At 34.2% G+C, this 26,825-nt stretch carries 28 protein-coding genes and 1 tRNA gene; 13 read left to right on the forward strand and 16 right to left on the reverse strand.

All coding sequences use genetic code 11. The features are described from left to right. Positions 1 to 69: 69 nt before the first annotated feature. From IIF7_RS12730 to IIF7_RS12745, 4 genes are all read right to left on the reverse strand, one after another. Positions 70 to 267: a hypothetical protein gene (locus IIF7_RS12730; protein WP_008615810.1), complete on the reverse strand. Its 198-nt coding sequence runs from the start codon at positions 265 to 267 to the stop codon at positions 70 to 72. A gap of 14 nt (positions 268 to 281) precedes the next feature. Then, positions 282 to 731 carry a JAB domain-containing protein gene (locus tag IIF7_RS12735; RefSeq protein ID WP_008615811.1) on the reverse strand — a complete coding sequence of 150 codons (450 nt, stop codon included), beginning with the start codon at positions 729 to 731 and terminating at the stop codon, positions 282 to 284. A gap of 76 nt (positions 732 to 807) precedes the next feature. Continuing rightward, a complete protein-coding gene (locus IIF7_RS12740; RefSeq protein ID WP_008615812.1) occupies positions 808 to 1,146 on the reverse strand; it encodes a single-stranded DNA-binding protein in 339 nt (112 codons plus the stop codon). Positions 1,147 to 1,974: 828 nt separating this feature from the next. Next, positions 1,975 to 2,048, reverse strand: a tRNA-Met gene (locus tag IIF7_RS12745). A 172-nt stretch (positions 2,049 to 2,220) separates the two neighbouring features. Here IIF7_RS12745 and IIF7_RS12750 point away from each other — a divergent pair. Further along, the gene (locus IIF7_RS12750) at positions 2,221 to 2,610 is read left to right on the forward strand and encodes an START-like domain-containing protein (protein ID WP_013071941.1); all 390 of its coding nucleotides are present in this window, start codon (positions 2,221 to 2,223) and stop codon (positions 2,608 to 2,610) included. A 52-nt stretch (positions 2,611 to 2,662) separates the two neighbouring features. Further along, positions 2,663 to 3,508 carry an aminotransferase class IV gene (locus IIF7_RS12755; protein ID WP_084842082.1) on the forward strand — a complete coding sequence of 282 codons (846 nt, stop codon included), beginning with the start codon at positions 2,663 to 2,665 and terminating at the stop codon, positions 3,506 to 3,508. Between the two features lie 34 nt (positions 3,509 to 3,542). Here IIF7_RS12755 and IIF7_RS12760 read toward each other — a convergent pair whose 3' ends face one another. The 5 genes from IIF7_RS12760 to IIF7_RS12780 all read right to left on the reverse strand — a co-directional run bounded on the left by IIF7_RS12760 (position 3,543) and on the right by IIF7_RS12780 (position 8,075). Further along, entirely contained in the window at positions 3,543 to 4,103 is a 561-nt protein-coding gene (locus IIF7_RS12760) for a YqgE/AlgH family protein (RefSeq protein WP_084842083.1), read from the reverse strand. Positions 4,104 to 4,228: 125 nt separating this feature from the next. Next, positions 4,229 to 4,501, reverse strand: coding sequence for an HU family DNA-binding protein (locus tag IIF7_RS12765; protein WP_084842084.1), 273 nt, complete (start codon positions 4,499 to 4,501; stop codon positions 4,229 to 4,231). Positions 4,502 to 4,685: 184 nt separating this feature from the next. Next, positions 4,686 to 5,630 carry a methionyl-tRNA formyltransferase gene (gene fmt / locus IIF7_RS12770; RefSeq protein ID WP_176218952.1) on the reverse strand — a complete coding sequence of 315 codons (945 nt, stop codon included), beginning with the start codon at positions 5,628 to 5,630 and terminating at the stop codon, positions 4,686 to 4,688. Position 5,631: 1 nt separating this feature from the next. Next, on the reverse strand, positions 5,632 to 7,533 hold the full coding sequence (locus IIF7_RS12775) for a RecQ family ATP-dependent DNA helicase (protein ID WP_084842085.1): 1,902 nt from the start codon (positions 7,531 to 7,533) through the stop codon (positions 5,632 to 5,634). Positions 7,534 to 7,535: 2 nt separating this feature from the next. After that, positions 7,536 to 8,075 (reverse strand): AAA family ATPase, encoded by a 540-nt coding sequence (locus tag IIF7_RS12780; protein WP_084842086.1) that lies wholly within the window; start codon positions 8,073 to 8,075, stop codon positions 7,536 to 7,538. An 88-nt stretch (positions 8,076 to 8,163) separates the two neighbouring features. Here IIF7_RS12780 and IIF7_RS12785 point away from each other — a divergent pair, with 88 nt between their 5' ends. From IIF7_RS12785 to murA, 3 genes are all read left to right on the forward strand, one after another. Then, on the forward strand, positions 8,164 to 8,457 hold the full coding sequence (locus tag IIF7_RS12785; protein WP_084842185.1) for a DUF493 family protein: 294 nt from the start codon (positions 8,164 to 8,166) through the stop codon (positions 8,455 to 8,457). 298 nt (positions 8,458 to 8,755) lie between these two features. Continuing rightward, the gene (locus IIF7_RS12790; RefSeq protein WP_084842087.1) at positions 8,756 to 9,394 is read left to right on the forward strand and encodes a DUF4290 domain-containing protein; all 639 of its coding nucleotides are present in this window, start codon (positions 8,756 to 8,758) and stop codon (positions 9,392 to 9,394) included. 15 nt (positions 9,395 to 9,409) lie between these two features. Beyond that, positions 9,410 to 10,723, forward strand: coding sequence for a UDP-N-acetylglucosamine 1-carboxyvinyltransferase (gene murA, locus IIF7_RS12795; RefSeq protein ID WP_084842088.1), 1,314 nt, complete (start codon positions 9,410 to 9,412; stop codon positions 10,721 to 10,723). 229 nt (positions 10,724 to 10,952) lie between these two features. On the opposite strand, the gene IIF7_RS12800 is transcribed toward murA, so the two are convergent. From IIF7_RS12800 to IIF7_RS12810, 3 genes are all read right to left on the reverse strand, one after another. Next, a complete protein-coding gene (locus IIF7_RS12800; protein WP_084842089.1) occupies positions 10,953 to 11,669 on the reverse strand; it encodes a DUF4198 domain-containing protein in 717 nt (238 codons plus the stop codon). 54 nt (positions 11,670 to 11,723) lie between these two features. Further along, positions 11,724 to 14,048 (reverse strand): TonB-dependent receptor, encoded by a 2,325-nt coding sequence (locus tag IIF7_RS12805; protein WP_084842090.1) that lies wholly within the window; start codon positions 14,046 to 14,048, stop codon positions 11,724 to 11,726. A 266-nt stretch (positions 14,049 to 14,314) separates the two neighbouring features. Continuing rightward, complete coding sequence (locus IIF7_RS12810; protein ID WP_084842091.1) at positions 14,315 to 15,772, reverse strand: nicotinate-nucleotide adenylyltransferase; 1,458 nt, start codon at positions 15,770 to 15,772, stop codon at positions 14,315 to 14,317. Between the two features lie 102 nt (positions 15,773 to 15,874). Between IIF7_RS12810 and IIF7_RS12815 the strand changes: the two genes are divergently transcribed. The 4 genes from IIF7_RS12815 (at position 15,875) to IIF7_RS12830 (ending at position 19,084) form a co-directional block, all read left to right on the forward strand. Then, a complete protein-coding gene (locus IIF7_RS12815) occupies positions 15,875 to 16,645 on the forward strand; it encodes an MBL fold metallo-hydrolase (protein ID WP_084842092.1) in 771 nt (256 codons plus the stop codon). Continuing rightward, positions 16,635 to 17,135, forward strand: coding sequence for a hypothetical protein (locus IIF7_RS12820; RefSeq protein WP_245801629.1), 501 nt, complete (start codon positions 16,635 to 16,637; stop codon positions 17,133 to 17,135). The genes IIF7_RS12815 and IIF7_RS12820 overlap by 11 nt, the downstream gene beginning before the upstream one ends. A 62-nt stretch (positions 17,136 to 17,197) precedes the next feature. Continuing rightward, positions 17,198 to 18,388: a TlpA family protein disulfide reductase gene (locus tag IIF7_RS12825; RefSeq protein ID WP_084842093.1), complete on the forward strand. Its 1,191-nt coding sequence runs from the start codon at positions 17,198 to 17,200 to the stop codon at positions 18,386 to 18,388. 54 nt (positions 18,389 to 18,442) lie between these two features. Further along, positions 18,443 to 19,084 carry a DUF6624 domain-containing protein gene (locus tag IIF7_RS12830; protein WP_084842094.1) on the forward strand — a complete coding sequence of 214 codons (642 nt, stop codon included), beginning with the start codon at positions 18,443 to 18,445 and terminating at the stop codon, positions 19,082 to 19,084. A 75-nt stretch (positions 19,085 to 19,159) separates the two neighbouring features. On the opposite strand, the gene IIF7_RS12835 is transcribed toward IIF7_RS12830, so the two are convergent. Together IIF7_RS12835 and pta are read right to left on the reverse strand one after the other, a co-directional pair. Further along, positions 19,160 to 20,353 carry an acetate/propionate family kinase gene (locus tag IIF7_RS12835; RefSeq protein ID WP_084842095.1) on the reverse strand — a complete coding sequence of 398 codons (1,194 nt, stop codon included), beginning with the start codon at positions 20,351 to 20,353 and terminating at the stop codon, positions 19,160 to 19,162. A gap of 1 nt (position 20,354) precedes the next feature. Beyond that, on the reverse strand, positions 20,355 to 22,448 hold the full coding sequence (gene pta, locus IIF7_RS12840; RefSeq protein ID WP_084842096.1) for a phosphate acetyltransferase: 2,094 nt from the start codon (positions 22,446 to 22,448) through the stop codon (positions 20,355 to 20,357). A 252-nt stretch (positions 22,449 to 22,700) separates the two neighbouring features. Between pta and IIF7_RS12845 the strand changes: the two genes are divergently transcribed. From IIF7_RS12845 to IIF7_RS21215, 4 genes are read left to right on the forward strand one after another with little or no spacing between them, the layout of a single operon-like run. Continuing rightward, on the forward strand, positions 22,701 to 23,855 hold the full coding sequence (locus tag IIF7_RS12845) for a hypothetical protein (protein WP_176218953.1): 1,155 nt from the start codon (positions 22,701 to 22,703) through the stop codon (positions 23,853 to 23,855). 6 nt (positions 23,856 to 23,861) lie between these two features. Next, positions 23,862 to 24,803 (forward strand): glycosyltransferase family 2 protein, encoded by a 942-nt coding sequence (locus IIF7_RS12850; RefSeq protein WP_084842098.1) that lies wholly within the window; start codon positions 23,862 to 23,864, stop codon positions 24,801 to 24,803. Position 24,804: 1 nt separating this feature from the next. After that, positions 24,805 to 25,449: a class I SAM-dependent methyltransferase gene (locus IIF7_RS12855; RefSeq protein ID WP_176218954.1), complete on the forward strand. Its 645-nt coding sequence runs from the start codon at positions 24,805 to 24,807 to the stop codon at positions 25,447 to 25,449. Next, the gene (locus IIF7_RS21215; protein WP_084842100.1) at positions 25,442 to 25,825 is read left to right on the forward strand and encodes a GtrA family protein; all 384 of its coding nucleotides are present in this window, start codon (positions 25,442 to 25,444) and stop codon (positions 25,823 to 25,825) included. Before IIF7_RS12855 ends, IIF7_RS21215 begins: the two co-directional genes overlap by 8 nt. Here the strand turns inward: IIF7_RS21215 and IIF7_RS12865 are convergent, their stop codons facing one another. After that, the gene (locus IIF7_RS12865; protein WP_084842101.1) at positions 25,826 to 26,485 is read right to left on the reverse strand and encodes an alpha/beta hydrolase; all 660 of its coding nucleotides are present in this window, start codon (positions 26,483 to 26,485) and stop codon (positions 25,826 to 25,828) included. Next, positions 26,485 to 26,820 carry a hypothetical protein gene (locus tag IIF7_RS12870; RefSeq protein ID WP_084842102.1) on the reverse strand — a complete coding sequence of 112 codons (336 nt, stop codon included), beginning with the start codon at positions 26,818 to 26,820 and terminating at the stop codon, positions 26,485 to 26,487. The genes IIF7_RS12865 and IIF7_RS12870 overlap by 1 nt, the downstream gene beginning before the upstream one ends. Between the last annotated feature and the right edge of the window lie 5 nt (positions 26,821 to 26,825).

Genomic DNA, 26,825 nt, shown 5'->3' on the forward strand with positions numbered 1-26,825 from the left:
CGATTTAAAAGAAATAAGCCATAGAAAAAGCCCTCATTTAATAAGGGCTTGTTTGGTGTTTTTTAGTCTTTACATATTGAATACAAAATTATAATTGTATAGATTTCGTATCGCTTCCTCTTCCAACAGGGTGTCGTAATTAACGTAGTGTTGTTGGGCATAGCTCTTTAACTGCTTTCCGAAACGATTTTCTACTTCTTTTTTAGACATCGAAAGCAAACGTTCCTGTGTTTCACTATCAAGGTTGGTATAATTCAAATAGATCATCATCAAATTTTAAATTACAACAATCCATTATCGGCGAAACTATAATAGTCCCCATTGGGAGCGATAATGATATGATCCAAGACTTTCACGTCAAAAAGCTGTGCTGCCTCTTTAATTTTACGGGTCAATCGCTTGTCTGCTTCACTAGGTACAAGTTTATAGCTTGGATGGTTATGAGCAAGCAGGATTCCCACGGATAAGGTCTTCAATACAATCGCAAAAAGGATGCGAATATCAACTAAAGTACCCGTAATACCTCCAATGGATAAAGGATAAACCCCTTTCACTTTATTGGAATTATTCAATAACAGGATTTTAAAGCTTTCCTGTAAACCTATGGTTCCTTTATCCCAGTTATTATAAAGTAATTCCGCTGCGTGCTTAGAACCTTTAATCGGGTCAGATTTTAATGTTCCGATTTTTTCCCGGTAGCTTATCTGTATTTCATTAACTTTGTCTTTCATTATTAGCTTATTTAATGGGTTAATAATTAAAAGAGGGCGCAATTTTCGACGGTGACGCCCTCTTTGTTTTTAAGAATTAGGCGTTACCACCCATTAATAGGATTTCAGAAGCTAGCACTTCGGTAACATATCGTTTTACCCCTTCCTTATCCTCATAGAAACGGGAAGTTAATTTTCCTTCCACGGCAATCTCTTTGCCCTTGCTTACATAATTTTCAATGATTTCAGCGGTCTTGCCCCAAGCCACGACCGTATGCCAGTCGGTAGCCTGTACCTTTTCGCCTTTACTGTTTTTGTAGTTTTCATTGGTCGCCAATGATAAGCGGGCTACTTTTTTGCCATTGTCAAGCTTGGTTGTGCTAGGTTCTTGCCCTACATTTCCGATTAACTGCACTTTGTTTCTTAGATTACTCATAATTAAAAGTTTTAGAGGTCTGCCTTCTAAGCAGACGGTTACACATTGATTAAAAAAATTGATTTACTTATTATATCCGGTAGCGTTTTTCTTTTTTTGATTTTTTTAGTTTCCCTTCTGGATCGATATGTTATTGATGATTTCATATTAAACTGTTTTGATTTACTTCCCATAGAGCCGTATAGCTGTTATCTTTTTTTGATGCTTACACGATTTCAATATTTTGGATTGATAAGGACTTATAAAAGCGAGTAGGGGAGCGGCTTATGCAGTCCGGTTCAACTCCAAAATGTTGGTGTTTTGCGACCAAAAAAAGAATAACTGTACGGCGTGGGTGGGAATCAAAAACCTAAAATGAAGAATCAGTAACCTTCAGGAAGGGAAACTAAATGCAAGAATGGAAATTAGAAATCTCAATTATAAACCTGATCGAAAATATGTAGAGGTTATTAATGAATTGTGTGGATTTAAAAATATTTATTTCGACCTATCTCAATCTATATGAGATAAGCCTCATTTAATCTTAAACATTCAGTTTAAAAGAAAGTTAGACTTTTAAATTTTTGCAGAAATTCAGAAATCTACCACCACTTAATGGTGAAACAGTTAAAAATGATCTTAAATATTAAACTTAGAAAATGACGTAAGAGTTATTTTCTCGATTAAATTTTCGGAAAAAACTTAGAATTTGGTTTCAATTGCTATCAAATGAGATCATTCTAAATCACTCATTTTAATTTATTTGAAATACGTAAAATTCTGTACTTATTCTGTACTAGGTGTAAAAAGAAAAAGCTTCACATCTCTGTGAAGCCTTGATTTTCCTAGTAGCGAGACCGAGATTTGAACTCGGGACCTCCGGGTTATGAATCCGACGCTCTAACCAACTGAGCTATCTCGCCGTGTTGTGCAGTATCACTGCCTTTACAAAACATTTGAGCTGTACTGCAAATGCGGGTGCAAATATAATAACAATTTGAAATGCCACAAATAATTTTTTCGAAAATATTTAAAATGTTTTCTTTTAATGTTACCAATTAATATATATATTGCTCAAAACTAATAAATCAAAAAATGGAAGATAAGATAAAGTACGAAATGGAATTTCCAATTCACGCTTCTCCTTCATTGCTGTATCAATATATTTCAACTCCCTCAGGATTAAGCGAGTGGTATGCTGATAATGTTAATTCACGCGGAGAGTTATTTACTTTTATCTGGGAAGGTAGCGAAGAGCAGGCAAAGCTCGTAAGCAAAAAAAGTGATGAGCGTGTAAAATTTAGATGGGCAGAAGAAGAAGGCACGCCCTATTATTTTGAAATTCGTATTCAGGTAGACGATATTACCAAGGACGTTTCTATAATGATCACCGATTTTGCTGAAGATGAAGATGAGGTAGAAGAAGGTAAAATGCTTTGGGAAAATATGATTTCAGACTTAAAACAGGTACTGGGATCGGTTTAATATTCGATATTTAAAACTTACCTTTGCCCCGCTTATAAAACGGGGCTTTTTTATGATCAATTTTAACGGACAAATACTGCAGGAGAGCGAAGCGAATTTATCGATAACCAATCGAGGTTATGCTTATGGGGATTCTGTATTTGAAACCATACGTGTAATTAATGGCAAAGTAATGTTTTGGGAAGACCATTATTTTAGATTAATGGCTTCTATGCGTATTATGCGAATGGAAATTCCGCATGAGTTCTCACCAGAGTTTTTGGAAGAACAGATTATAGATCTTATCAAAGAAAATAAGCTTCAGGATAAGCCGGTGCGTGTAAAATTTTCAGTCTTCAGAAAAGAAGGAGGATTGTATACGCCAGAGGTTAGGGATATCGAATATTTTATACTTACTTCAGAAATTCAAAATTCATTTTACACGCTTAATGAAGATTTTTATGAAGTTGAACTTTTTAAAGATCATTATATAAATTCTGGTTTGTTGTCTACAATTAAAACCAATAATAAAGCAGTAAATGTTTTAGGTGGTATTTTTGCGAAGGAGAACGATTATCAGAACTGTTTGCTGGTAAACGAAAAAAAATCTGTTGTAGAGGCTTTAAATGGAAATCTTTTTGTGGTAAAAGGAAATAAAATTAAAACTGCACCACTTACAGATGGAGCCCTAAATGGTATTACCAGAAAGCAATTGGTAAATATGATTAAAAAGTTGCAGGAGTACACTTTTGAAGAAGCTTCTGTTTCCCCTTTTGAATTACAAAAAGCAGACGAACTTTTTATCACGAATGTAATTGTTGGGATTCAGCCAATATCAAAATACCGTAAAAAAGAATATAAAAATACGGTGGCTAAAGATCTTCTTGCCAAATTAAATGCAAAGGCAAGATTGGGTTAATTAGTGGTCAGGCTAGGAGAGAAGGATTCTATTTCTAGTTGTAACTAGGGTTTTCTGGTGCATTAGACCATAAAACATAGTCGCCGCCCAGTTGCATCATCTGGTCTTTCCAGAAAGAATCATAAGGACGTTCGATAATACTTTTTTGGTCTTCGTTGGTTACAACAATCCACGAATTTGCATCTAATTCGTTATTTAATTGTTCAGCGTCCCAACCAGAATACCCCAGGAAAAATCTTATTTGGTTTTCATCGATCATATTTTGGGAAATTAGCGTGGTTACGGCATCAAAATTTCCTCCCCAATAAATACCATCTGCGATTTCTACGCTATCTGGAATTAGATCTGGGATTCGATGAATAAAGTAAAGATTATCCTGTTCTACGGGCCCTCCATTATAAATCTGGAAATCTACATTTAAACCAGGGATTAAATCATTAAGAGTGAAGTCTAATACCTTGTTTAAGATAAATCCTACAGAGCCACGTTCAGAATGTTCGGCCAAAAGTACGACAGACCTGTTGAAGGAGATATCTCCAATAATCGAAGGTTCTGCTATTAAAAGGTGGCCTTTAGAGGGTTTAAGTGCAATCATAGGCATACTTTTTAACTAATCTAACTAATTATTCTTAACCTTACAATAAATTTTAGAAAATTATGCATAAAAAAAGCTTTCCTTGTGGGAAAGCTTTAATACTTTAACTAAAATAGTGATAATTATTAGTTTACAGCTTTTTGTAAATCTGCACCAGCTTTAAATTTCACTACATTTTTAGCAGCAATCTTAATTGTTTTTCCAGTTTGTGGGTTTCTACCTTCACGTGCTGCTCTTTTAGACACAGACCAAGATCCAAAACCTACTAGAGAAACTCTGTCTCCTTTTTTAAGAGAAGATTCGATTCCTCCCAAAAATGATTCTAATGCTTTTTTAGCCGCAGCTTTAGAAATACCTGCGTCCTCAGCCATTGCGTCGATTAAATCTGTTTTGTTCATAATTTGAATTTAAATAATTGTTGGTTAAACATTCTGTTCAATTGCTCTTACAAATTTATATGGATTTATCGCCTATGCAAGTAATGGCGTGGGAAAACGAGGTGTTTGTTGATAACTTTGGCAAAATGTTAATAATTGGGAGGCGAATTTATTGATTTTTTATGATTTCAGTATTTACAAGGGCTTAGAGCATATAAGCATCATTTTCTAGCCTTAAACCGTTTAGCAAATCTTTTACCTTCATTTTTCGTTTTCCGGGAAGCTGAATTTCATTAATAAGAACATAACCATCTTTAGTGGCTACTTTAATTTGATGATTATCAATACTTAGCTTTCCTGGCTTCTCTGTATGCTCTTTTAAAATCATTTCGCTATCAAAAACCTTAACGTTCATTTTGTCTCCATTTTGCAAAAAGCACCATGCGGCTGGATATGGATTTAAACCACGTATAAGATTAAAAATAGTGCTGGTACTCTGTGTCCAGTCGATTTTGGTATTTTCTCGAGTTAATTTTGGAGCGGGTTTAGGATCTTCCTCTTTATTTTGTGGGATAGTTTTTACCTCGCCACTTTCAATAAGTTTTAGCGTATCTACAATAAGTTCCCCGCCAAGTTTCATTAAGCGGTCGTGAACAGATCCTACATTTTCGGTAGCCTCAATTTCGATCTCTTTAGACTGAATTATATTCCCGGTATCGATCTTTTCATCTATAAAAAAGGTAGTTGCTCCAGTTGTTTTTTCACCATTAATCACCGCCCAATTTATCGGTGCAGCACCGCGATATTCTGGTAAGATTGAAGCATGTAAATTAAAGGTTCCATATTCCGGAAACTTCCATACTTTTTCTGGCAACATTCTAAAAGCAACTACAACCTGTAGATTAGGGTTTAGTTCCTTAAGCTGTGCTTCAAATTCATCAGATTTTAAATTGGTTGGCTGTAAAATGGGCAAACCTTTGGTTAAAGCGAATTTTTTTACTGCGCTTTGGTTTAATTTTCTACCGCGACCCGCAGGGCGATCTGGCGCGGTAACTACACCAACAACATTATAGTCGGCTTCTAGAATTTTCGCAAGACCTTCTACAGCAAAGTCTGGCGTTCCCATAAATAATATTCGTAAATCTTTCATTTTATTGTGCTTTGTAGGTATTGGTTGGTGTTCTTTTTATTCGGTTTTTTTCTACTAAAAGGCGTAAAACTTCAAGAATATGTTCTTCAGCAAAAGGTAATTGTGCCACCAACTCTCTAGAAGATCTTTCTGCGGTTTTTAGTAGTTTGATAATTTCAAAATAGATGATATTCATTAAATCTCGAGTTAACTTTCCGGATTGCTTTTTTGTACAAACCGAGCAGATTCCGCAGTCATCAATCTCTTTTTCTCCAAAATAAGTTAAAAGTTGCTTACTACGGCAGGTTTCATTTTTATCGATATAAGTTAAAACCTGTTCTATTTTTTCTTTTTTATTCTGAAGATATTGCTCGATGAATTTAGTATGCGGAATTAACGTTCGTTCATCTTCACGCGGTACCAAAAAAGTGACCGAGGCATCATGTTGCGCATATTCAAATTCAATAATCTCATCTTTTTCTAATTTCTGAAGAATACGCAATGCTTCAGCATCTGAAATATTAGCTTTTTCAGCTAAAGAAGATAAATTAATAGCGGTAAGATTTTCAAAAATACCACCATAAGTTCTTAAAATACTTTTGGTAAATTCTGAAACTTCAGGTTGATTGTTTAAATAGGTATTTAAAGTGCCCGGAAAAACCTCGAATTTCACCAAAGTGCGTTTATGAAATTCTTCGCTTAACTTCAGTATAGAACAACGTTCTAAAATTTGCAATGCTGCGTAAGTTTTATGAATATTGAAGTTGTATTGCTTGCAAAACAGGTTAAAATTAAAATTAAAAGCTTCCTGTTCGCCTTCTCCATAGGCGATTCTAAAATAAGCGAGGATCTTTTTGTAGACTTCTTTAATTTCTAAAATAGATGGTAATTTTGCTAAAAATTGATTCTCTAAAACAGGAATATCGCTTTTATTGGTGATTATGCTAGCTTCCGCATATTTGCCATCCCGCCCGGCACGGCCTGCTTCCTGAAAATAACTTTCCAGGTTCTCGGGTAAATTTAAGTGAATTACATGCCTAACATCTGGTTTATCGATTCCCATTCCAAATGCAGTGGTCGCTACCATGATCCTAAATTTATTCTGAAGCCAATCTTCCAGTTTTCGTTTTTTATCGGCCATTTTCATTCCGCCATGAAAAGCTTCAGCTTTATAATCCTGAGATTGTAGGTAATTCGCAATTTCAGTAGTTGCATTTCGGCTTCTTACATAAATAATGGCAGTTTCTTCAATGGATTTTAGCAGCTTAGAAACTTCATAGAATTTATCTTCAGCATAAATAACATTATAGGCAATATTGGGCCTGTAAAAAGATTTTTTGTGCAACTTAAGATTGGGCAATTTTAGCTGCTCTTTTATATCTTCGATAACAGGCGGAGTTGCAGTTGCTGTTAATGCGATAAGCGGAACTTCTGGCTTTAATTCGTTAAAAATGGATATATTTCTATAAGCTGGTCTAAAGTCGTGCCCCCATTGTGAGATACAATGCGCTTCATCTACCGCGATTAGATTTACATTCATTAATCTAATGCGTTCCTGCACCAATTCCATTTGAAGTCTTTCAGGAGAGAGGTATAAGAATTTATAATTTCCGTAGATACAATTATCAAGTTTCTTATCAAGATCGGTATAAGAAATGCCACCTGTAATGGCCATAGCTTTTATGCCTTTAGCCTGTAAATTACTTACCTGGTCTTCCATTAAAGCGATAAGCGGAGAAACTACAATACAAATACCGCTACGCATTAAAGCAGGCACCTGAAAACAAATGGACTTTCCACCACCAGTTGGTAGTAGTGCCAATACGTTTTCGCCTTCTAAAACCGAAGCAATAATGGGCCACTGTAAAGGTCTAAATTCTTTGTGCCCCCAGTATTTATTTAGTATTTGTACAGCTTCCTGCAATATTATACCTCAATATTTTGTAAAATAAAATCGGCTCGTTCTTTAACTGTACCCGTTGGCACAATTAAAGGTTTGTAACCGTAATCGATATAAGTGTTAGAGAGGTATTTCGAGATTTTTACAGCTTCAGCAAAACTTTCGTAACGTTCGTTATCGCTCTGGTAAATCTCTTCCCAGGGAGGCAACATAAAAACCTGATCGTATTTTCGATCTTTACAGGTAGATATAAACGGCTCACCATATTTGGTATCAAAATAATCCATATAGGCTACCACATCGTGCACGCCCCGATCTATAAAGATAATATTTTCTTTAGATTTTTCAGCTTCGATAAATTGGGCATCTCTGCCTTCCAAAAGTTTTTCGCTAAACAACAAAGGTTGTTCTAAAAAAAGCTGGTCTATACCTTCTTTTTGAGCATCTAGCGTTACCTGTCTTGAAATTTCGTGCAGGCAGGTATAGCCGCGTTTTTCTAATTCGAAAATAATCGAAGATTTTCCTGTTCCGGGGCCACCGGTAATTACAATTTTCTTTGCTTTCACGCCGCAAATTTCGACATTTGATTTTGATTATAAAAATGGTATAAAGCTTGTATCTTTGTATCCTTTAAATTTGATGAAGAAAAATAATATGAGTGCATCCAATAATCCAGACGAATTTTACGCAAAACTGAAAACACAGCTTCAGGATACGGCAATGTGGCCTTCAGAATATCTATATAAATTTATTGTTCCTTCAAAAGAAGAAAAAATTAAAAGTGTAGAGAATATTTTTGATAATATGGGCGCTGTGATCACCACCAAGAAGTCTAAAAAAGGAACCTACACCAGTGTATCTGTAAATGTTAGGATGAAAAATCCAGATGCCGTGATCGAAAAATATAAAGAAGTAGGAGAGAAGGTAGAAGGCGTTATTTCGCTATAATAAGCCAATATTAGAGGTTTTAAAGCTGAATTTTCAGCACATATTTTCAATTGTTTTAAATTGAATTTACTTAAGAATCTTGTGGATATTAGCATCTTTTTTGTGCTTTTCTAGCCTTTAAAGCGATTTTTAATTGAAAATGATCTACTTATGCGCTTAGTTTATGACTTTATAGCGTTAAAATTTTGATTCTGGATTAAAAACCCGGGATCTTTTATACACATTAGTTAATATTTCTTATTTTGCAGGCAGAATTAACTTCTGCAATTTAATATTACCTAATTTAAATCGATTTTTTTTGACAAACGCATTAGAATATAACTCTGAGAGGAGTACGTTGATAATTCCTGAATATGGCAGGCACCTGCAAAAAATGGTAGAGCATGCTGTAAGTATTAAGGATGATGAAGAGCGAAACCGTGTAGCTAATTCTATAATCGCGGTAATGGGGAATATGAATCCGCATTTGCGTGATGTGCCAGATTTTCAGCATAAACTTTGGGATCAATTATTTATAATTAGTGATTTTAAACTAGATGTAGATTCTCCTTTTCCTAAACCAAGTAGGGAAATATTAGAAGAGCGTCCAGATCCTTTAAATTATCCTCAAAATCATCCAAAATATCGTTTCTACGGAAATAATATTAAACGAATGATCGACGAGGCTAAGAAGTATGATGATGGTGAGTTTAAAGATGCTTTGGTTTTAGCGATCGCTAACCACATGAAGAAATCTTTCCTTAATTGGAATCGTGATACGGTAGATGATAACGTAATTTTTGAGCATTTAAAAGAATTGAGTGAAGGAGCTTTAAATCTTAAAAACTCTGATGAAGATCTAAGTGATTCTTCTAACCTTATGCGTGGTAAAAAGAAATATACCAAGAACAATAATCCTAAAAGAACAGGCGGTCGTAAAAGCCGTAAACGCTACTAAAATTTAACCAATTTCATGGGAACTTTTCAGATAGAAGGAGGGCATCAGCTTCAAGGGAAAATACAACCTCAGGGAGCAAAAAACGAAGCCCTGCAGATTCTTTGTGCTGTTTTATTAACTTCAGAAGAAGTAATTATCAATAATATCCCAGATATTATCGATGTAAATAAACTTATAAGCTTACTAGAGAATCTAGGTGTTAAAATTCAGAAGTTAGGAAAAGGAAGTTATTCTTTTAAGAGCAACGAGCTGAACTTAGATTACCTGCAAAGTGAGCAATTTAAGAAAGATGGTAGCGGTTTGCGTGGTTCTATCATGATCGTTGGACCACTTTTGGCAAGATTTGGTAAAGGTTATATTCCAAAACCAGGCGGTGATAAAATAGGTCGCCGTCGTTTAGATACGCATTTTGAAGGTTTTATAAATCTTGGAGCCAGTTTTAGATATAATAAAGAAGAACGTTTTTATGGTGTAGAAGCACCAAACGGACTTAAAGGTAAATACATGCTTTTAGAAGAAGCATCTGTTACCGGTACCGCTAATATTGTTATGGCGGCTGTAATGGCTGAAGGTACTACAACAATTTACAATGCCGCTTGTGAGCCTTATTTACAGCAACTTTGTAAAATGCTTAATTCGATGGGAGCTAAAATAAGCGGAGTAGGTTCTAACTTACTTGTTATCGAAGGTGTTACAGAATTAGGGGGATGTGAGCATACTATTTTGCCAGATATGATTGAAATTGGATCGTGGATTGGTCTTGCCGCCATGACCAAAAGTGAGATCACTATCACGAATGTGAACTGGGAAATGCTAGGATTAATTCCTACCACTTTCAAGAAACTGGGAATTACGATAGAGCGTAGAGGAGATGATATTTTTATCCCGGCGCATAATAATGGTTACGAAGTGCAGAGTTTTATAGATGGCTCGATCATGAATATTAGCGATGCTCCCTGGCCAGGTTTTACACCCGATTTATTAAGTATTATTTTGGTGGTAGCAACGCAGGCAAGAGGTAGTGTACTAATACATCAAAAGATGTTTGAGAGTCGTTTATTCTTTGTAGATAAACTTATCGATATGGGAGCAAAGATCATCCTTTGTGATCCACACAGAGCTACCGTTATTGGGCACGATTTCCATTCGACATTAAAAGCGACTACAATGACGTCTCCAGATATTAGAGCCGGTATTTCGTTGTTAATCGCAGCACTTTCTGCAAAAGGAACGTCTACAATTCATAATATCGAGCAAATTGATAGAGGTTACGAAGATATCGAAGCGCGTTTAAAAAGTATTGGAGCTAAAATAGAGCGTGTAGATTAATTAATAATATCAACAAAAAAACCTCGGGAACATATTTTCTCGAGGTTTTTTGTTTAAAATAGGCTGCCCGTTATAAGAAGAAGGATAGGTTATGGGATTCTTTGTGAGCAAACGATATTGAACCCAAATTCGATGTTTTTCACATCTTTTTTCTTATGTAAGGGCAGCCATTCTTAGCTAGGTTGGCTAAATCAAATCAGGTTTTAAAGGATTTTCGTCAATTTTTTATTTATTTCTTCGGAAAACAATACGTGGCGCAATGCCAAATAAATTCGTAGTCTTCACCTTTATAAGTACCGGGTACATTTTCGTTTTTGGTGGTTTCTACCGTATATTTTGTATTCCACGGAAGTTTAAAAGAAATTTTTCCCTCAGCATCGGTACTTAGAGTTTTCGACCAAAGATCTGAAACGTAGATTTTTACCTCCTGTTCGCTAACTGGTTTGCCATGATAATAAACCTGAAGGATTTTTTCCTCATTTTTAGTAGGGAGTTCTTTGATGCTCAATCCTTCTTCAGTTATTTCTGAAGCTTTTGTAGCATTTCCCACATTTACTTTAGCGAAAGACTGATAATAAGTTTTAAAAATTCCGAAGTCATACTCTGTATAATCGATCACATCGATATTATCATTTTTAAGCTGAACGGTAAATGTACCTTCCTTTGTAGGAGTGAAATGTCCTAAATAATGATCGGCCTTTTTATCCAATTTTAGCTGAGTAGAAGTTCCATCTGGATTAATTACCCAAACTTCAAATTCTGAAACACTTTTAAAAGGATCGCCATCGGTTTTTTCAATGACTCCGTAGGTATATTCGCCATAATGAATTTTTACTTCCTGCTCTTTATTCAGTTTACCTGTTGGATTGGTCTCGATCCATAAATAATGGGCAAAAGAGGAGGTATAGCAAAGTAAGAATAGTAAAATTAGGCTCAGTTTTTTCATTAAAATAGAGATTTAAAGTGTTTGTTTTTAGTGTTCTGACTTTAATAATTAGTCTTAAAATTTATAATTCAGGCTTAATCTAAAATTTCTACCGGGTTCACTTTGCCAGTAAACATAAGTACCATAATCTGCACCCGAGTATAAGTATTCGTTTAGAAGATTATTTAGGTTAAGAGATACGCGGAAGTTGTCGTTTTCCCAGCTTAATGCACCGTCCATTCTAAAATAGTCTGGTAGATCTGTCTGGCCATCGGCTCCCCATACCCAAGAAGAGCGATCTACTAAATACTGGTAGCCCAGTGATACTCCAACTCCTTTTAAATTTTGTGTTTGAAATGTATAATCTAACCATCCATTAGTAACATGTTTAGAAAAGCCGGCAATTGGGTTTCCGTCAGCATCTTCTACATTGGTATAGGCGTAATTTAAAATAAGGTTTAAGCCTTTGGTAATTTCACCACGTGTATCAAATTCGAAACCACGCGAAGTAATATCGGTATCTACTTGTATAGAATAGTTAGCATCCTCTGGATCTGTAACCAGAAATTTATCTTTATGGATATCAAAATAAGTAGCCGTAGCATTCCAATTACCATCGGAAAATTCAAATTTTAATCCACCTTCGATATCTTCAGCCGTTACAGGATCAAATGGCTCACCGACTCTATTAGTTCCCTGTTCTGGTAAGAAAGTCTGGTCGTACATTCCGTAGACAATCAAATTATCTAAGATCGAATAGGAAACCGCAACACGTGGCGTAAATACTTTATCATCTGAAGGTACACCGTAAGCACTGCTTTCAAATTCTGTATATCTTCCTGCCAAGGTAAGGCGAAGATCATCATCTAAAAATCCTAATTGATCCTGAATGTAATAAGAAAGATAATTAGATGTGATAATTCCGCTAGCACGTTGTTGCAATGCTGTACTTCTGTCGAATTCTGGTATAATAGCAGCAGGTTGAGGATCGTAGATATTAAAAGGATTATCTTCTGTATCTATATTTACGGCTTGTGCCCAATCTGCGATATAATTTTTATTTCCGTAGTCTAAACCACCTAGGATCGTGTGGGAAACATCGCCAGTTAATTCTTTACCATTAATAAATACCTGTCCTAGTTTTTGCTCTTCTTTAGCGTCCCAGATACTAATACTTCGTAATAGATCACCATTTTCTTTAACTCCAAATGCGCTGTCTAACCAAAGACTAGAACCTTCGTGCTCATAATTAATGTAACTAAGCTGCGCGGTTAAATTCCAATTCTGATTTATCTGATGCTTAAAATTGATAAATCCATAATGCTCTTTCATAACCGCTGGCCCAAGTCTTGGATCAGATAATGTGAAATCTCTGTCTACATCGGCATACTCGTTTGGAGCGAAAACGTACGCAGAACCTATAAGTTTGGTTTTGTAGTATTGATAAGTATACTGGGCAGTTACCGATGTTTTATCGTTAAAATTGTATTTAATACTTGGTGCAATGGTATAACGATTTTCTGGCTCGTAATCTCTATGAGATTCTTTGGTTGAAGCCGCACCTACAAATCGATATTGGAGTTTTTTATCATCAGATAAATTTCCTTCGATATCTGCGGTAGCACGCAGCGTACTGTAACTACCGGTAAGAATACCAATTTCACCACCGGTATTTCCTGTTGGTTTTTTGGTAACCACATTATAAAGTCCGCCAGGTTCACCGCTAGAAAGCATAAAGGCAGATGGCCCTTTAACTACCTCAATTCTATCTACCAAAGCAAGATCCTCGGCCATTGGGCCCCAGGTAGAAAGAACATTCATTCCGTTTCGAAAAGGCGGAATTCTAAAGCCGCGCATATTGATTCTGGCAAAATTTCCCCAGTGTTCTATCATTTGTGCTCCACTTACATTTCGTGTAACATTTTCCATGATAGAAATAGTGGCCTGATCTTTTAAAACATCGTTGGTAATGATCTGGATATTTTGTGGAATATTAATTATTTCTTCATTTAATTTAAGAGAAGGTGAGACTTTACGAGTGCTGTATGAAGTTTCTTTTTCTCCTGAAATCAAAACGTCAGACAGCGAATTGATCTCTTTTTGAAGCTTAATCTCAATGTTTTCATTGGATTGAATATTGATCTTCAGTTCTTTTTTGATAAATCCGATTTCAGAAATTACAATCGTGTATTCTCCTTTTTTGATATTATCTAGTTTAAAAGAACCATCCTTATTGGTGTAGGTGCCGTAGGTTGAGTTTTTTAAATATACATTGGCATTACTAATGGGATTTTCTTGTTCATCAAAAACAAATCCGCTAAGTTCTACATTGACGTTTTGTGCATAACCGACGTAGAATCTACTTAGAATAAGAAGAAGTAAAAGTAGCGTTCTCTTCATTTTATTTTTATTTAGATTAGTTATAAATAATAAAACAAATGTATAAAAGCAGAACGAAGAATCACAAAAAAAGAAAACTTATTTTTAATGATTCTAGATAATGTTTTCACTAGTGAAATTTATATTGAAGTAAATTATTGAATTACAGTATTTTGATAATCGATAAAATTGAAGTGAAATTTTAAGTAAGTGAAGTTTTTCGATTAAGTCCGAAAAAAAAGCGATCAGATTACCTAATCGCTTTTCTATATATCTTATAACAAAGATTAGACTTTTTGAGCCTTTTCTTTATTTTCTTTATAATGAAATAAGTTTTGTTCTTTGATCATACTTGTGGTTTTTTCTGGTAGCATATCTTCCCACCCTTCTTTACCATCAGTGATCATTTGTAGCACTTCTCTAGAATAAATATCCAGAATATCTGGGTTATAATTTTCGATATCTTCTACACGGCCATTGTATTTAAAGAATTTATATAATTCTTTCATACGTGGGTGTACCATTAAGTTTTCACTTGTTGTAATTTCTCCAGTTTCTGGATCTTTTAGTGGATATAGATATACTTTAAGATCTTTAAAGAACAACTTACCAAATGCTTCAAGAATGCCTCCGCTTAAATGACGATAATATTTTTCATCAAAAACGTCTACCAGATTATTTACACCCATAGCAAGACCCATTCTCATCTTAGAATATTTGCTAAAGTATTCTACCACTTTATAATATTCCTGGAAATTAGAGATCATTACCGTTTGTCCTAAAGAACAAAGCAGTTTTGCACGATCCATAAAGTCTTTTTCATTAATCTCGCCTTCAGCTCTTAAGTTAGAAAGTGTAATCTCAAAAATTACTTCTGTATCTTCTTCAGAAACTCGGTTTTCACTAAAGAATAATTCTCGAGACTTCTCGAACATATCCATGTTCACTTTTGTCACTGGTCTAAAACTACCACGAAGTGCAAGGATATTTTTCTTGTAAAGAATTTTTGCCGGAAGTACATTGTTTCCATCTGGGCTAAACATTACCGCATCGGTCATTCCATTTTTAACCAGCTGTAAACTCATTAATCGGTTATCAACGCGTTCAAATCTTGGTCCAGAAAAGTTTATGGTGTCGATCTCTATTTGATCTTTATCAATATGATCGTATAAATATCTAAGTAATTTTTTAGGACTATCGTACTTGTAATAAGCACCGTAAATAAGATTTACTCCTAAAATCCCTAAAGTATTTTGTTGGTGACGGGCATCGTTTTCTTTAAAACGAATATGAAGACTAATCTCGTTATAATCTTCCTCTGGACTTACCTGATAGCGAATTCCTACCCAGCCATGTCCTTTATATTTTTTTGCAAAATCTATGGTTGCAACTGTATTGGCGTAGCTAAAGAAAAGTTTATTTGGGTGCTTTTCTCTGGAAATCCTTTCCTCAATTAGATTAATTTCATGAGAAAGCATTTTCTTTAGTCGGGCTTCTGTAACGTATCTTCTGTCGTTTTCTACGCCGTAAATAGCATCACTAAAGTCTTTATCGTAGGCACTCATCGCCTTCGCAATCGTACCAGAAGCACCGCCAGCTCTAAAAAAATTTCTTACAGTTTCCTGTCCTGCGCCAATTTCAGAAAAGGTACCATAAATATTTTCATTTAGATTGATGCGGAGTGCTTTACTCTTTATCGAAGGAACATTCTCAAATTCCTTGTCGCCCATTATGGTGATTGGCATATTTTTCCTTTTAGATGAATTTCCTTTTTACGCAGCCAAAGGTACTAAAACAGTAAAGTAAACAAAAAATAAATACCTAACTTTGTAACAAATATAACATTCTTGAAAGTTACATTTCTAGGTACAGGAACATCTCAGGGAATCCCCATCATAGGCAGCACACACCCAGTTTGCTTAAGTGAAAACCCTAAAGATAAGCGTTTAAGGGTCTCTGTAATGGTAGAGTGGGACGGGCTTAATATTTTAATAGATTGTGGTCCCGACTTTAGGATGCAAATGCTTGCAAACAATTTTTCCAGGCTGGATGCCATACTTTTTACCCACGAGCATAACGATCATGTAGCAGGTTTAGATGATATTAGACCCTTTTTTTTTAGACAGGGAGACATCCCAATTTATGCGCACCAACGTGTTTTAAATTCTTTAAAAAAACGCTTTGATTATATTTTTGTTACTGAAAATAAATATCCAGGTGCGCCCGGAGTAAAAGAGCATATTGTTACTGATAATGACTTCGAAATTGAAGGAAAGATAATTACTCCGGTAAGTTATATGCACAATAGGTTGCAGGTTTACGGTTACCGAATGGGTGATTTTGCATATTTAACGGATATAAAATCTATTTCTGAAAAAGAAGCCGAAAAATTAATGAATCTTGAAGTTGTAGTGGTAAGTGCGCTGCGAATAGAACCACATCATTCACACTTTAATCTTGCTGAAGCATTAGCTTTTATTGAGAAAATTCAACCAAAAAAAACTTATTTAACGCATATTAGTCATTTGCTGGGATTTCATGAAGAGGTCGAACAATCTTTACCTGAAAATGTTCATTTAGCTTATGATAATTTGAAAATTACTATCGATGAAAAATAAGATCCTACTATATTTATTCATTTTCGCCGCATTGTTTGCCATTTTCATTTATGTAAACGACAAGAAAATTCTAGACGATCAAATCGAAAAAATCGTGAGTTTACAAAAACAATTAGATGAAATAGAAGCTGAAAAAGAAAATGCAAAGACGACGGGATCTGAAGATTTTTATGATTTTAGCTTAAAAAGAAACGAACCTGCGATCACTTATTTTGAAAATATGGGATTAGAAGCAGCCGAAATTGAGCGTAAAGTTCAGGATGTTTTAATCGATATGAATAAAAGCAGTGAGGACAATAAAATGGTTCCTTTTGAAGGAATGAGTGGCCCAATGCGCATCAATAAAGTAAAGCTGCTAAATCACAAATGGCTTATCGCAAACTTCACCGATGGCGAACACTGGGGAGAAATTTTATTGAAGTATTACATCAACGAAGATGGGAGCATAGAATTTGAAGCTTTAAATTCATTTTTGTACCCTTCGGAATAATTTTTTATAGATAAACGTTAAGAAAATAATTATTTAATACCTTTATGGGAAATCTCTCATAAATGCAGAATTATTTACACTTTAATCGTTTAATTTTCTCAATACTTTTTATTCTAATTTTTGGTTCCTGTGATCAGTCAAAAGATGACGATGTAAAGGATAAGACAATTTTAGAAGGTACTATTAGGCAAAATTATAAGGATAGAACACTATTTTTAAAATATATTAAGGACGGCAATTTAGTTACTTCAAGCAAAACTCCATCAGAAAATGGAAAATTTGAGTTCGAATTGGATAGTATTTCAGAATATCCATTGCTTGCTACCCTATCTTTTGATACAGTTAATCATGCGCCAAAGGTTCCCCTTAAAAATCAATTTTTAGGTTTTGCAAATTTTCAATTTGGACTAAGTAACCCTGCCCAATACGGTCACGCTACAGATCGAAAAATTTTTATAATATCTAAGGGGAAAAATAAAATAGAAATAAAAGACTCATTAAAAACATCAAAAGTTTCTTCTAAAATCAATACAGAGTTAGATACTCTTTATCAAAATATTAATTTTTTGAAGGATATCAAAATGGAAAATACTAAGCTTTTTAATGATACAAAGGATGTAAAATATTTAACAGAGAATTCTAAGCATGATAAAAAAATTAATAATTTTCTTGATGCATTTATAAAGGATCATTCTAATTCTTTTTCTTCTGTTTTTGCCTTATATACTAAGCCATATTTACAGGAATCTGACACCAGTTTGGTAAAGGCTATTGATCCAAAACTTAGAAATCATTCTTTGATTAAAGATCATCTTACTGAGATTCAGAAAAAAGTGAACTCTGTTGAAGCTGGGGATACAATCTCTAATTTTAGTCTCAAAGATCAAAATGGAAAAACTATAGAATTTAAGGATATAAAAGCAAAATATGTGCTTGTAGATTTTTGGGCTTCCTGGTGCGCTCCTTGTAGAAAAGCAAATAAAGAAATAGTAAAGTTCTATTCAGATTATTCCAGAGAAGATTTTGAAATTATAAGTGTATCTGTAGATTCTGATGAAGAAAAATGGAAAAAAGCTATTGCTCAAGATAAGATAAACTGGATACATCTTTTGGATGAAAATGAAAAAGTCAATAATAAGTTTACGGTCTTAGGTTATCCAACCGCTTTTCTCTTAGATCCAGATCGTGTGGTTTTAAATGATAAAATTCATCCAGAAGAATTAAAGAAGAAATTGGACGAATTGTTAAACTAATTTTTCCCTGAAACAAATCTTTACCTGATTCGTCTTCAAAGAAAGACATCAATCATGAAAAGATTATCATCAGTTATTTTAGTTTCTTTATTCTTTATTTTTCAATCTGTTTTTGCTCAAAATCAGCAAATTTCAGCAGACTTAGATGCTATTTGGAAAACCGATCAGGGGATAAGAATGGAACTCATTCAACTTCAGCAACAGGGAAAAACGAATACTTCAGAATTTAAGGAGCTTATTGGCGCAATGAAAACACAGGATTCAATCAATCAAAAAAAAGTGATTGAAATCTTACAAAATGGATGGCCAGAAAACCTGAATTTGCAGCAAAATCAAACCATATTTTTAGTGATTCAGCATGCCGATGTAGATACGCAAAAAAAGTATCTACCTATTATCGAATCTGCGGTTATAAATGGTAAAACCTTAGCTTCTAATCTTGCTTTGCTGAAAGATCGAATAGCTTTAAGGGAAGGAGGGAAGCAAATTTATGGTAGCCAGGTGTGGTATGATGCAAAAACCGGTAAAAACTATGTTCAGCCTATCGAAAATCCTGAAAAAGTGGATAGTTTACGAGCAGAAGTTGGTCTTCCAGATATGAAAACCTATCTTCAGCAGGCTTTTCAGATGAATTGGAGCCTGGAGCAATATTATAAGGATCTACCAAAGCTAAAAGAATTACTTTCGAAGAAATAATTATAAAAATACAACTTAAAAAATAAGCTCAGATTTTAACGAATCTGAGCTTATTCAACTTAACAGATAAATATATTAGTTCACCAAAGCATATGACTGCTTGGCAATCTCTAATTCTTCGTTGGTAGGAACAATTAAAATTTGTTTCTCTGCATCAGGGGAATTTATTGGACGAATCGTTTTTCCACGAACATCATTTTTGCGATGATCCAGATGAAGTCCCAAATATTCCATATCCTCTAAAGCTATTTTTCTAATCACGCTACTGTTTTCGCCAATTCCGGCAGTAAAAATAACAGCATCTACACCATTCATAGCCGCGATATAAGATCCAATATATTTTTTGATCTTATAACCATTGATGTAAAGTGCAAGTCTGCAATTTTCGTCACCTTCAGCAGATCGTTCTTCGATATCACGCATATCGCTATAGCCGGTAAGGCCTAACATTCCGCTTTCTTTAAGTAAAATATTATTAACCTCTTCAGCAGTGTAACCAAGTTTATCGATTAGATAAAAAATAACCGATTGGTCGATATCGCCTGCACGAGTTCCCATTATCAATCCGTTTGCAGGTCCCATTCCTAAAGAGTGGTCGATGGCTTTTCCGTTTTTGATAGCGGTAATACTACAACCGTTACCAAGGTGAACGCTTATGATTTTTTCTGAAGGAAGTCCTTTTTCGTTTAAATATTCGATTGCTTTTTCAGAAACATATTTATGGCTGGTTCCATGAAATCCATAGGCTCTAACATCATGATCCTCTAAAAATTTCTTCGGAATTGCATATTGATAAGCTTTTTGAGGCATGGTTTGAAAATAAGCCGTATCGAAAACTACTACTTGTTTTGCTTCAGGAAAAACACTTTCAGCAACCTCGATTCCTCTTAAATTGTGAGGATTATGTAATGGCGCTAAAGGAAAAAGATTTCTAATTTTTGCTTTTACATCTTCGGTAACTTCAACAGTTTTAGAAAAACTTTTTCCGCCGTGAACCACACGATGTCCTACAACTTGAATATGTTTTTCATCCTCAACAACACCCACTTCTTTATCCATTAAAAACTGAGTGATTTGCTTTAAACCAGTTTCGTGATTAGGGATATCTATTTCTTTAGTGAGTTTAGTTTCGCCAGCTTTATAGTGAAGCAAAGAACCCTCTAGACCAATACGTTCTACGAGTCCGCTTGCTGCCACCGTTTCTTCTGGCATTTTTATAAGTTGGTATTTTATGGAAGAACTCCCTGAGTTGATTACTAAAATATTCATATTAAATTCCTTGTGCCTGGATCGCGGTTATTATTACGGTGTTAAATACGTCGTCTACGGTGCAGCCTCTACTAAGATCGTTAACAGGTTTGTTAAGCCCCTGTAACATTGGGCCAATAGCCAAAGCTCCGGTTTCACGTTGTACAGCCTTGTAGGTATTGTTCCCGGTGTTAAGATCTGGGAAAATAAGTACGCTGGCCTGTCCTGCAACTTCAGAATCTGGTAGTTTGCTTTTTCCTACCGTAGCATCTACTGCAGCGTCGTACTGAATAGGACCTTCAATCTTAAGATCTGGGCGTTTGCTTCTTACAATTTCTGTAGCCTCCCGAACACGATCTACATCTTCACCTTTTCCAGAGGTTCCAGAAGAGTAAGACAGCATCGCAATTTTTGGTTCGATACCAAAGGCTTTACTACTTTCTGCGGAAGAAATAGCGATTTCAGCAAGCTCGGCAGCATTAGGGTTTGGATTGATTGCGCAATCACCAAATACTGAAACACGATCTTCTAAACACATAAAGAACACTGAAGAAACTACAGATACCCCTGGTTTTGTTTTGATGAATTGAAGCGCCGGTCTAATGGTATGCTGAGTGGTATGTGCAGCTCCTGAAACCATCCCATCGGCATCACCTTTATGGATCATCATAGTTCCAAAATAAGACACATCTGCCATCATATCGCGAGCCATATCCATATTTACATTTTTATGTTTTCTAAGCTCGTAGAAGGTTTCAGAATAGTCTTCGTATTTATCGGAATGTACAGGATCGATCACGCTAACTTTACTTAGATCGATATTTAAACCAAGATCTGCAATTTTATTTTTAATCTTATCGATATTTCCAAGAAGGGTAATATCTACAATGTCCAGAGCGATTAAACGCATAGTCGCAATAAGAATTCGTTCATCTGTTCCCTCGGGAAGTACAATGCGTTTTCTAGATTGTTGTGCACGTTTATAAAGGCTATACTGAAACATTTTTGGCGTAAGCGCTTTTGGCTGAAAATTGAATAGTTTTTCGGTAAGGCTATCAAGATTCAGGTATTTATCAGACACCGCAAGGGAGGTCATGATCTTTTGCTTACTGTCCTTATAAATTTGGGATTTAATGCTTCCAATCTGGTTAGTCACTCCAAAAGTACCTCCTTGTACAGATACGATAGGGACAATTTGAGAAAGTCCTTCAATAAGCTTTAGAATGCTGTCTTCAGGAATTAATCCTCCTGTAAGTATAATTCCTGAAATTGGTGGATAATTAGCCGAAATATGAGCCTGTAATGCGCCAAGAATAATATCTGCACGATCTCCCGGAGTAATTACAAGGCTATTTTCTTTAAGCTTGGTGATATAATTTCTAAGCTGCATGGCACCAACGCCAAAGCTACCGGTTTGATTATTTAGGTGTGTTTCACCAAAAAGAACCTTACCATCTAATTCTTCTACGATTTCCTTAATGGTTGGATGCAAAAGAGTATTGATCATTGGTACGATAGAAACTTCTACCTCTTTTGGGAAAAATTTATCCAGATCTACCTTGACCTTTTCTATATTTTCTTCCTGAATTTTATTGGCAACAACACCAATAACTTTTACATCACGATTATTAAAAGAACTATATGCAAAGTTTAGCGCATCAACCAGTTCTTTCTGAGTTTTATCTTTTCCGCTGGAAATAATGATTGTTGGTAATCCCAGGTTCTTTGCCACTGTTACGTTGGTGTCGAACTCGAATACATTTCCCTTCACAGAAAAGTCAGTCCCTTCAACCAAAACAAAATTAAACTGTTCTTCCAGATCCTTGTATTTCTGGATAATTACGTCGATGATTTCGCCAGCTTTGCCTTCGTTTCTCTTATCTACTAACTCTTTACGGGTAACTCCGTATGCTTTTTCATAAGGGATTTCGATATCAAAATGGGAAAGAATAGTTTCAATGTGATTGTCTTTTTGACCTTCGGGGAAATCGTCGATGATGGGTCTAAAATATCCTACTTTATCGGTTTTTCCCAAAAGTGTTTGCATTAGCCCCAAGGAGATTAAAGACTTTCCACTGTCTTCTTCCATGGTAGCAATGTAGATACCTTTATTCATAGTGCTTATTTTTTCTCACTTAGTGAGATTTTTGATGCTAATTCCCTGTTTTATGGGGATATTTAACAATTAAATTAGTTTCAAAACACTTCTATTTTATTTAGAAGTGGTACAAATTTACCAGTAATTTGAAGCATGAAACCTAATAAATGTCATATTATAAAGTTAAAATAACTTTAAAAGGGATTCGAATTGATTCATTAAATTTACCAGAATAAAAAACTGAGTGTAGAAACACCTGTATTTAATTTTATGAAGCGAATTAAACTTAGCAAGAATAAATGGTTCTTTTATACGATTTTTATTCTAAGTATTTTATCGATGATAAGGACCTTTATAATCCCTCTTCAGGCAGATGAAATTACTTATTTCCAAATTGCTAAGAATATTTTAGAAGGTAGATATTATCAAGTAGATAATCCATCGACTGTAGCTCCTGTAATGCCTTTAATTTTGGCTTTCTTTTACAGTTTAGAATTTCCTGAGCTTTCAATTTTGATTGCTAAAATTTTCCCCATATTATTATTTTTGGGAGGACTTTTTTTTCTTTATAAATTTTTAAAAAACATAGAACTTGAAAAAAAGATTATTCTAACTATTATTTCTCTAACAATAGTTAATCCCATAGGAATAGTCTTTTATTCTAGTTTTTATCCAGAATCAGTGCTTTTCGTATGTTTTTGGGGGCTTATGTATTATTTATCTAAAAAAGAATATTCTGTTTCTAATTTTTATAAGATTGTTCTATTGTTCTTATTGATTTCTTTAACAAGGTATTTATATTTTATTCTTGGAGCAATAGTGGTTTACGATTTCATAATGGTGATGAAGCAAAATAATTTAAGAAATAGAATAAAATTATGTTTGTTTATCTGTATCGCCTTAATGCCAATCATTTTATGGTTTAAGTATGTATATATGATAGAACTCTCTAATTTATCTGAGATTAGCTATTTCAACAGGTTCAAAACTGAAAGCAAAACTCTTTATAATATAAAAGCAGGATTAGGGCTAATTCAGCATGAAGAGGTAAACAAAATTAATGGAATTCCTGCCTTTATTTCTTTGTTTTTACCGGTGACTGGATTACGGGATTTTTTTTCAAGCCTACTATTGATTTTTACTTTTATTTTAGGTTATATTTTGAACTTCAATTATCTAAGTAAAGGAATTCGAGTATTGTTTTTTGCACTTATTCTAACTATGTTAGGTTTAATTTACGCAGGAACTGGTTTTAGCCGATATTGGTTAATATTATTACCAGGATTCTTAATCGGATTTTATTTATTTTTTGATAAAATAGACTTTCCTAAAAAATGGTTTATTATTGTATCGCAGTTAATCTGTATAGTTTATGTCTTAAATGAAATAAGGATTGATATTCTGTATTTTGAAAGATATTTTTAGAATCTAATGATAGAAAAATCTAAAACGCTAGTTTATATACCAGCATTTAACGAAGAAAAAACCATTGAAGGTGTTATCAAATCAATCTTTAATTTAGATTCGCTTAAATGTGAGGTTCTTGTCGTGGATGACGGAAGTAATGATCTAACAGCTAAAGTTTCTAAAGAAGCAGGAGCCAAAGTCATAAGCCATTACTCTAATAAAGGAGTTGGTAAAGCATTTGAAACTGCGCTAAATTACTCTGTCAATAATAGGTATGATTTCCTAGTGAGTATAGATGCAGATGGACAATTTGATGTAAATCAGATATTGGATTTAGTAAATCCAATTATGCTTAAAGAAGCAGATTTTAGTATAGGTGATAGGTTTTACAATAGAAGACCTAATGAAATGCCAAAAATTAAATATTGGGGCAATAAAAGAATTAGTAATATTATTTCGGTTATTACTAAGATAAGAATTAGTGACTCTTCCTGTGGTTTTCGAGCATATTCAAGGGAATGTTTGATAAGTTTAAATTTACAGGGAGCGTTTACTTATACCCATGAAACAATCCTAGATCTTTTAGATAAAAATTTTAGAGTAGCTCAAATTCCTGTTAAAGTGAAGTATTTTGAAGGTAGGGTATCTAGAGTTGCTAACAATCTATTTAGATATGCTTTTAAAACGAGCATAATTATTTTTAAGGCATTGAAAGATTATAAACCATTTCAGTTCTTTTTTACCATAGCTTCAATAGTTTTTTTACTTGCAGTCATCATAGGTGGGTTTGTATTCTATCATTGGTTAGATACAGGATATATAACACCATATAAGAGCTTAGGAATATTTTCTTTGGCATTATTAGGGATGTCCGTATTACTGGTTATACTTGCTCTTATAGCAGATATGTTAAACAGGATAAGACGAAATCAAGAAAAGATTTTATTACTTCTTAAAAATAAATAAATTGGAGAAATTTGATCATTCAACTTTACAGGCTACCCCAGAGAACGAGGATTTTGCAGGTAAATATGAAAATAATGGTTTTATAGCTAAAAGATTAGTACATAACTATTTTCGATCTGTTGAAATATTAGTGAATCGAATTCCTGAAAATAATAAATCTTTGATAGCACATGAAATAGGTTGTGGAGAAGGCTTTTCTACAAAAAAACTTAATCAATTTAAGTTTAAAAAACTTTCTGCTTCAGAATATGTACAAAAATTAGTACCTAAAAGCATAAAAAATAACCCTACTTTAAATATTTTTCAGGAAAGCGTGTATCAACTAAAATATGACAGTTCAAAAGTAGATTTAGTTTTTTTACTAGAAGTTTTAGAACATTTAGATTATCCAAAACAAGCTCTTAAAGAAATTTCAAGAATTAGTTCCAATTATCTAATATTAGGTGTCCCGAGAGAACCATTATGGAGAATTCTTAATATGTGCAGATTAAAATATCTCAATAAATTTGGTAATACGCCTGGGCACTTAAATCACTGGTCAAGAAAAGGAATTATAGAATTCGTAGAAAAATATTTTGGAGAAGTGATCGCCGTTCAATCTCCTTTACCTTGGACAATTCTATTAGCTAAGAAAAGAAATGAATGAGTTTTTTAAAAATAATAGACTTTTATATAGATACATTTTTATTAGCATTGCTAGCTATGCCTTCGTTTTTATTAGCTTATATCTTTTTATTGAGATTTTAAAAATAAATAATCAAGAAGCTTTTTGTTTAGCTTATGCATTAAATTATATTCTATTATATGTAGTTCAGCTAAAATACCTGTTCAGAACCAAACATGATAATAAAAAATTATTGAAGTTTATTGTTTATATATTAAGCTTCTATGGGCTAGCTAATGTATTGTTTTTTCTTTTTTCAAAATTGGCTATTCATTATTTATTATGTACTATGTTGACAGTATCTATCCTAATGCCCTTTAGATTTTTAATATCTAAAAAGATAGTATTCTCAGATTAACTACCCATTCTTCTCTAACCATTCCTTAAGCTCATAGAAATTTTGTGGAGCAACACCATGACCTACGGGAAATTCAGAATAAGTGTTTTTGATAGTTAATTGATCCAGGAAAGGTTTGGTTTCTCTTGCCCATTCGATTGGGATTACCTGGTCTACCGTTCCGTGAGAACAGTAAAAATTTAAATGCTCAAAATCGTTATTTTCGAAGCCGTTTTTTATGATTGCTTTATTCACGTAGCCGCTTAGCGCAATAACATTTTTCACTTTTTCTGGATATGAAAGGGCAACAGCATAACTTAAAATACTTCCCTGGCTAAAACCTAAGAGCGTAACTTTATTTTTGTTTATAGGATAAGCTTCAATCGCTTCATCTATAAATTTAGCAATTAGATCTCTAGATTCGATCGCTTGCTCATCATCACTAAACTTTCCTTTTACATCATCAAAATAAATGGCGTACCAGGCATTTCCGCTGGGCTGCATTGGGTAGGGCGCTTTTACCGAGATCACAAAAAACTCTTCTGGTAACTCACCAGCAAAACTAAAAAGGTCCTGTTCATTGCTACCATAGCCATGAAACATAAAAACTACCGGAGCTTTTTCGGTTTGTCCTTTTGGTTGTTTAATAAGATGTTCTAAAGAAAGATTTGCAGTTTGCATTAAGTAATCGATTTAAACCATTTTTGAAAATAAACTCCGATATAAGGGATCATTTTAAATTCTCCCTGAACAGCAGCAACCAAACCATAAATCCAAATAATTACAGAGACTAAATAAAAAGCTGAAGGAATAAAAAGATCGCTAAACATTGAAGCTACAGCTCCTAATAAATAAAAGATGATATGAGCTCCAAAGGCCTGGCGAATATGAAAACTAGCCAGTTTATCTTTATCGTCCATATTCATAAATATGGCAATGATAAAACCTATGATTGTGATATAGGCGACGATAGCCGTGGTTTTTCCGTTTTTAGAAGTATTTTGGGCTTGATTCATTATTT

The sequence above is a fragment of the Zunongwangia atlantica 22II14-10F7 genome (genome assembly GCF_002094855.1).
Lineage (GTDB): Bacteria > Bacteroidota > Bacteroidia > Flavobacteriales > Flavobacteriaceae > Zunongwangia > Zunongwangia atlantica.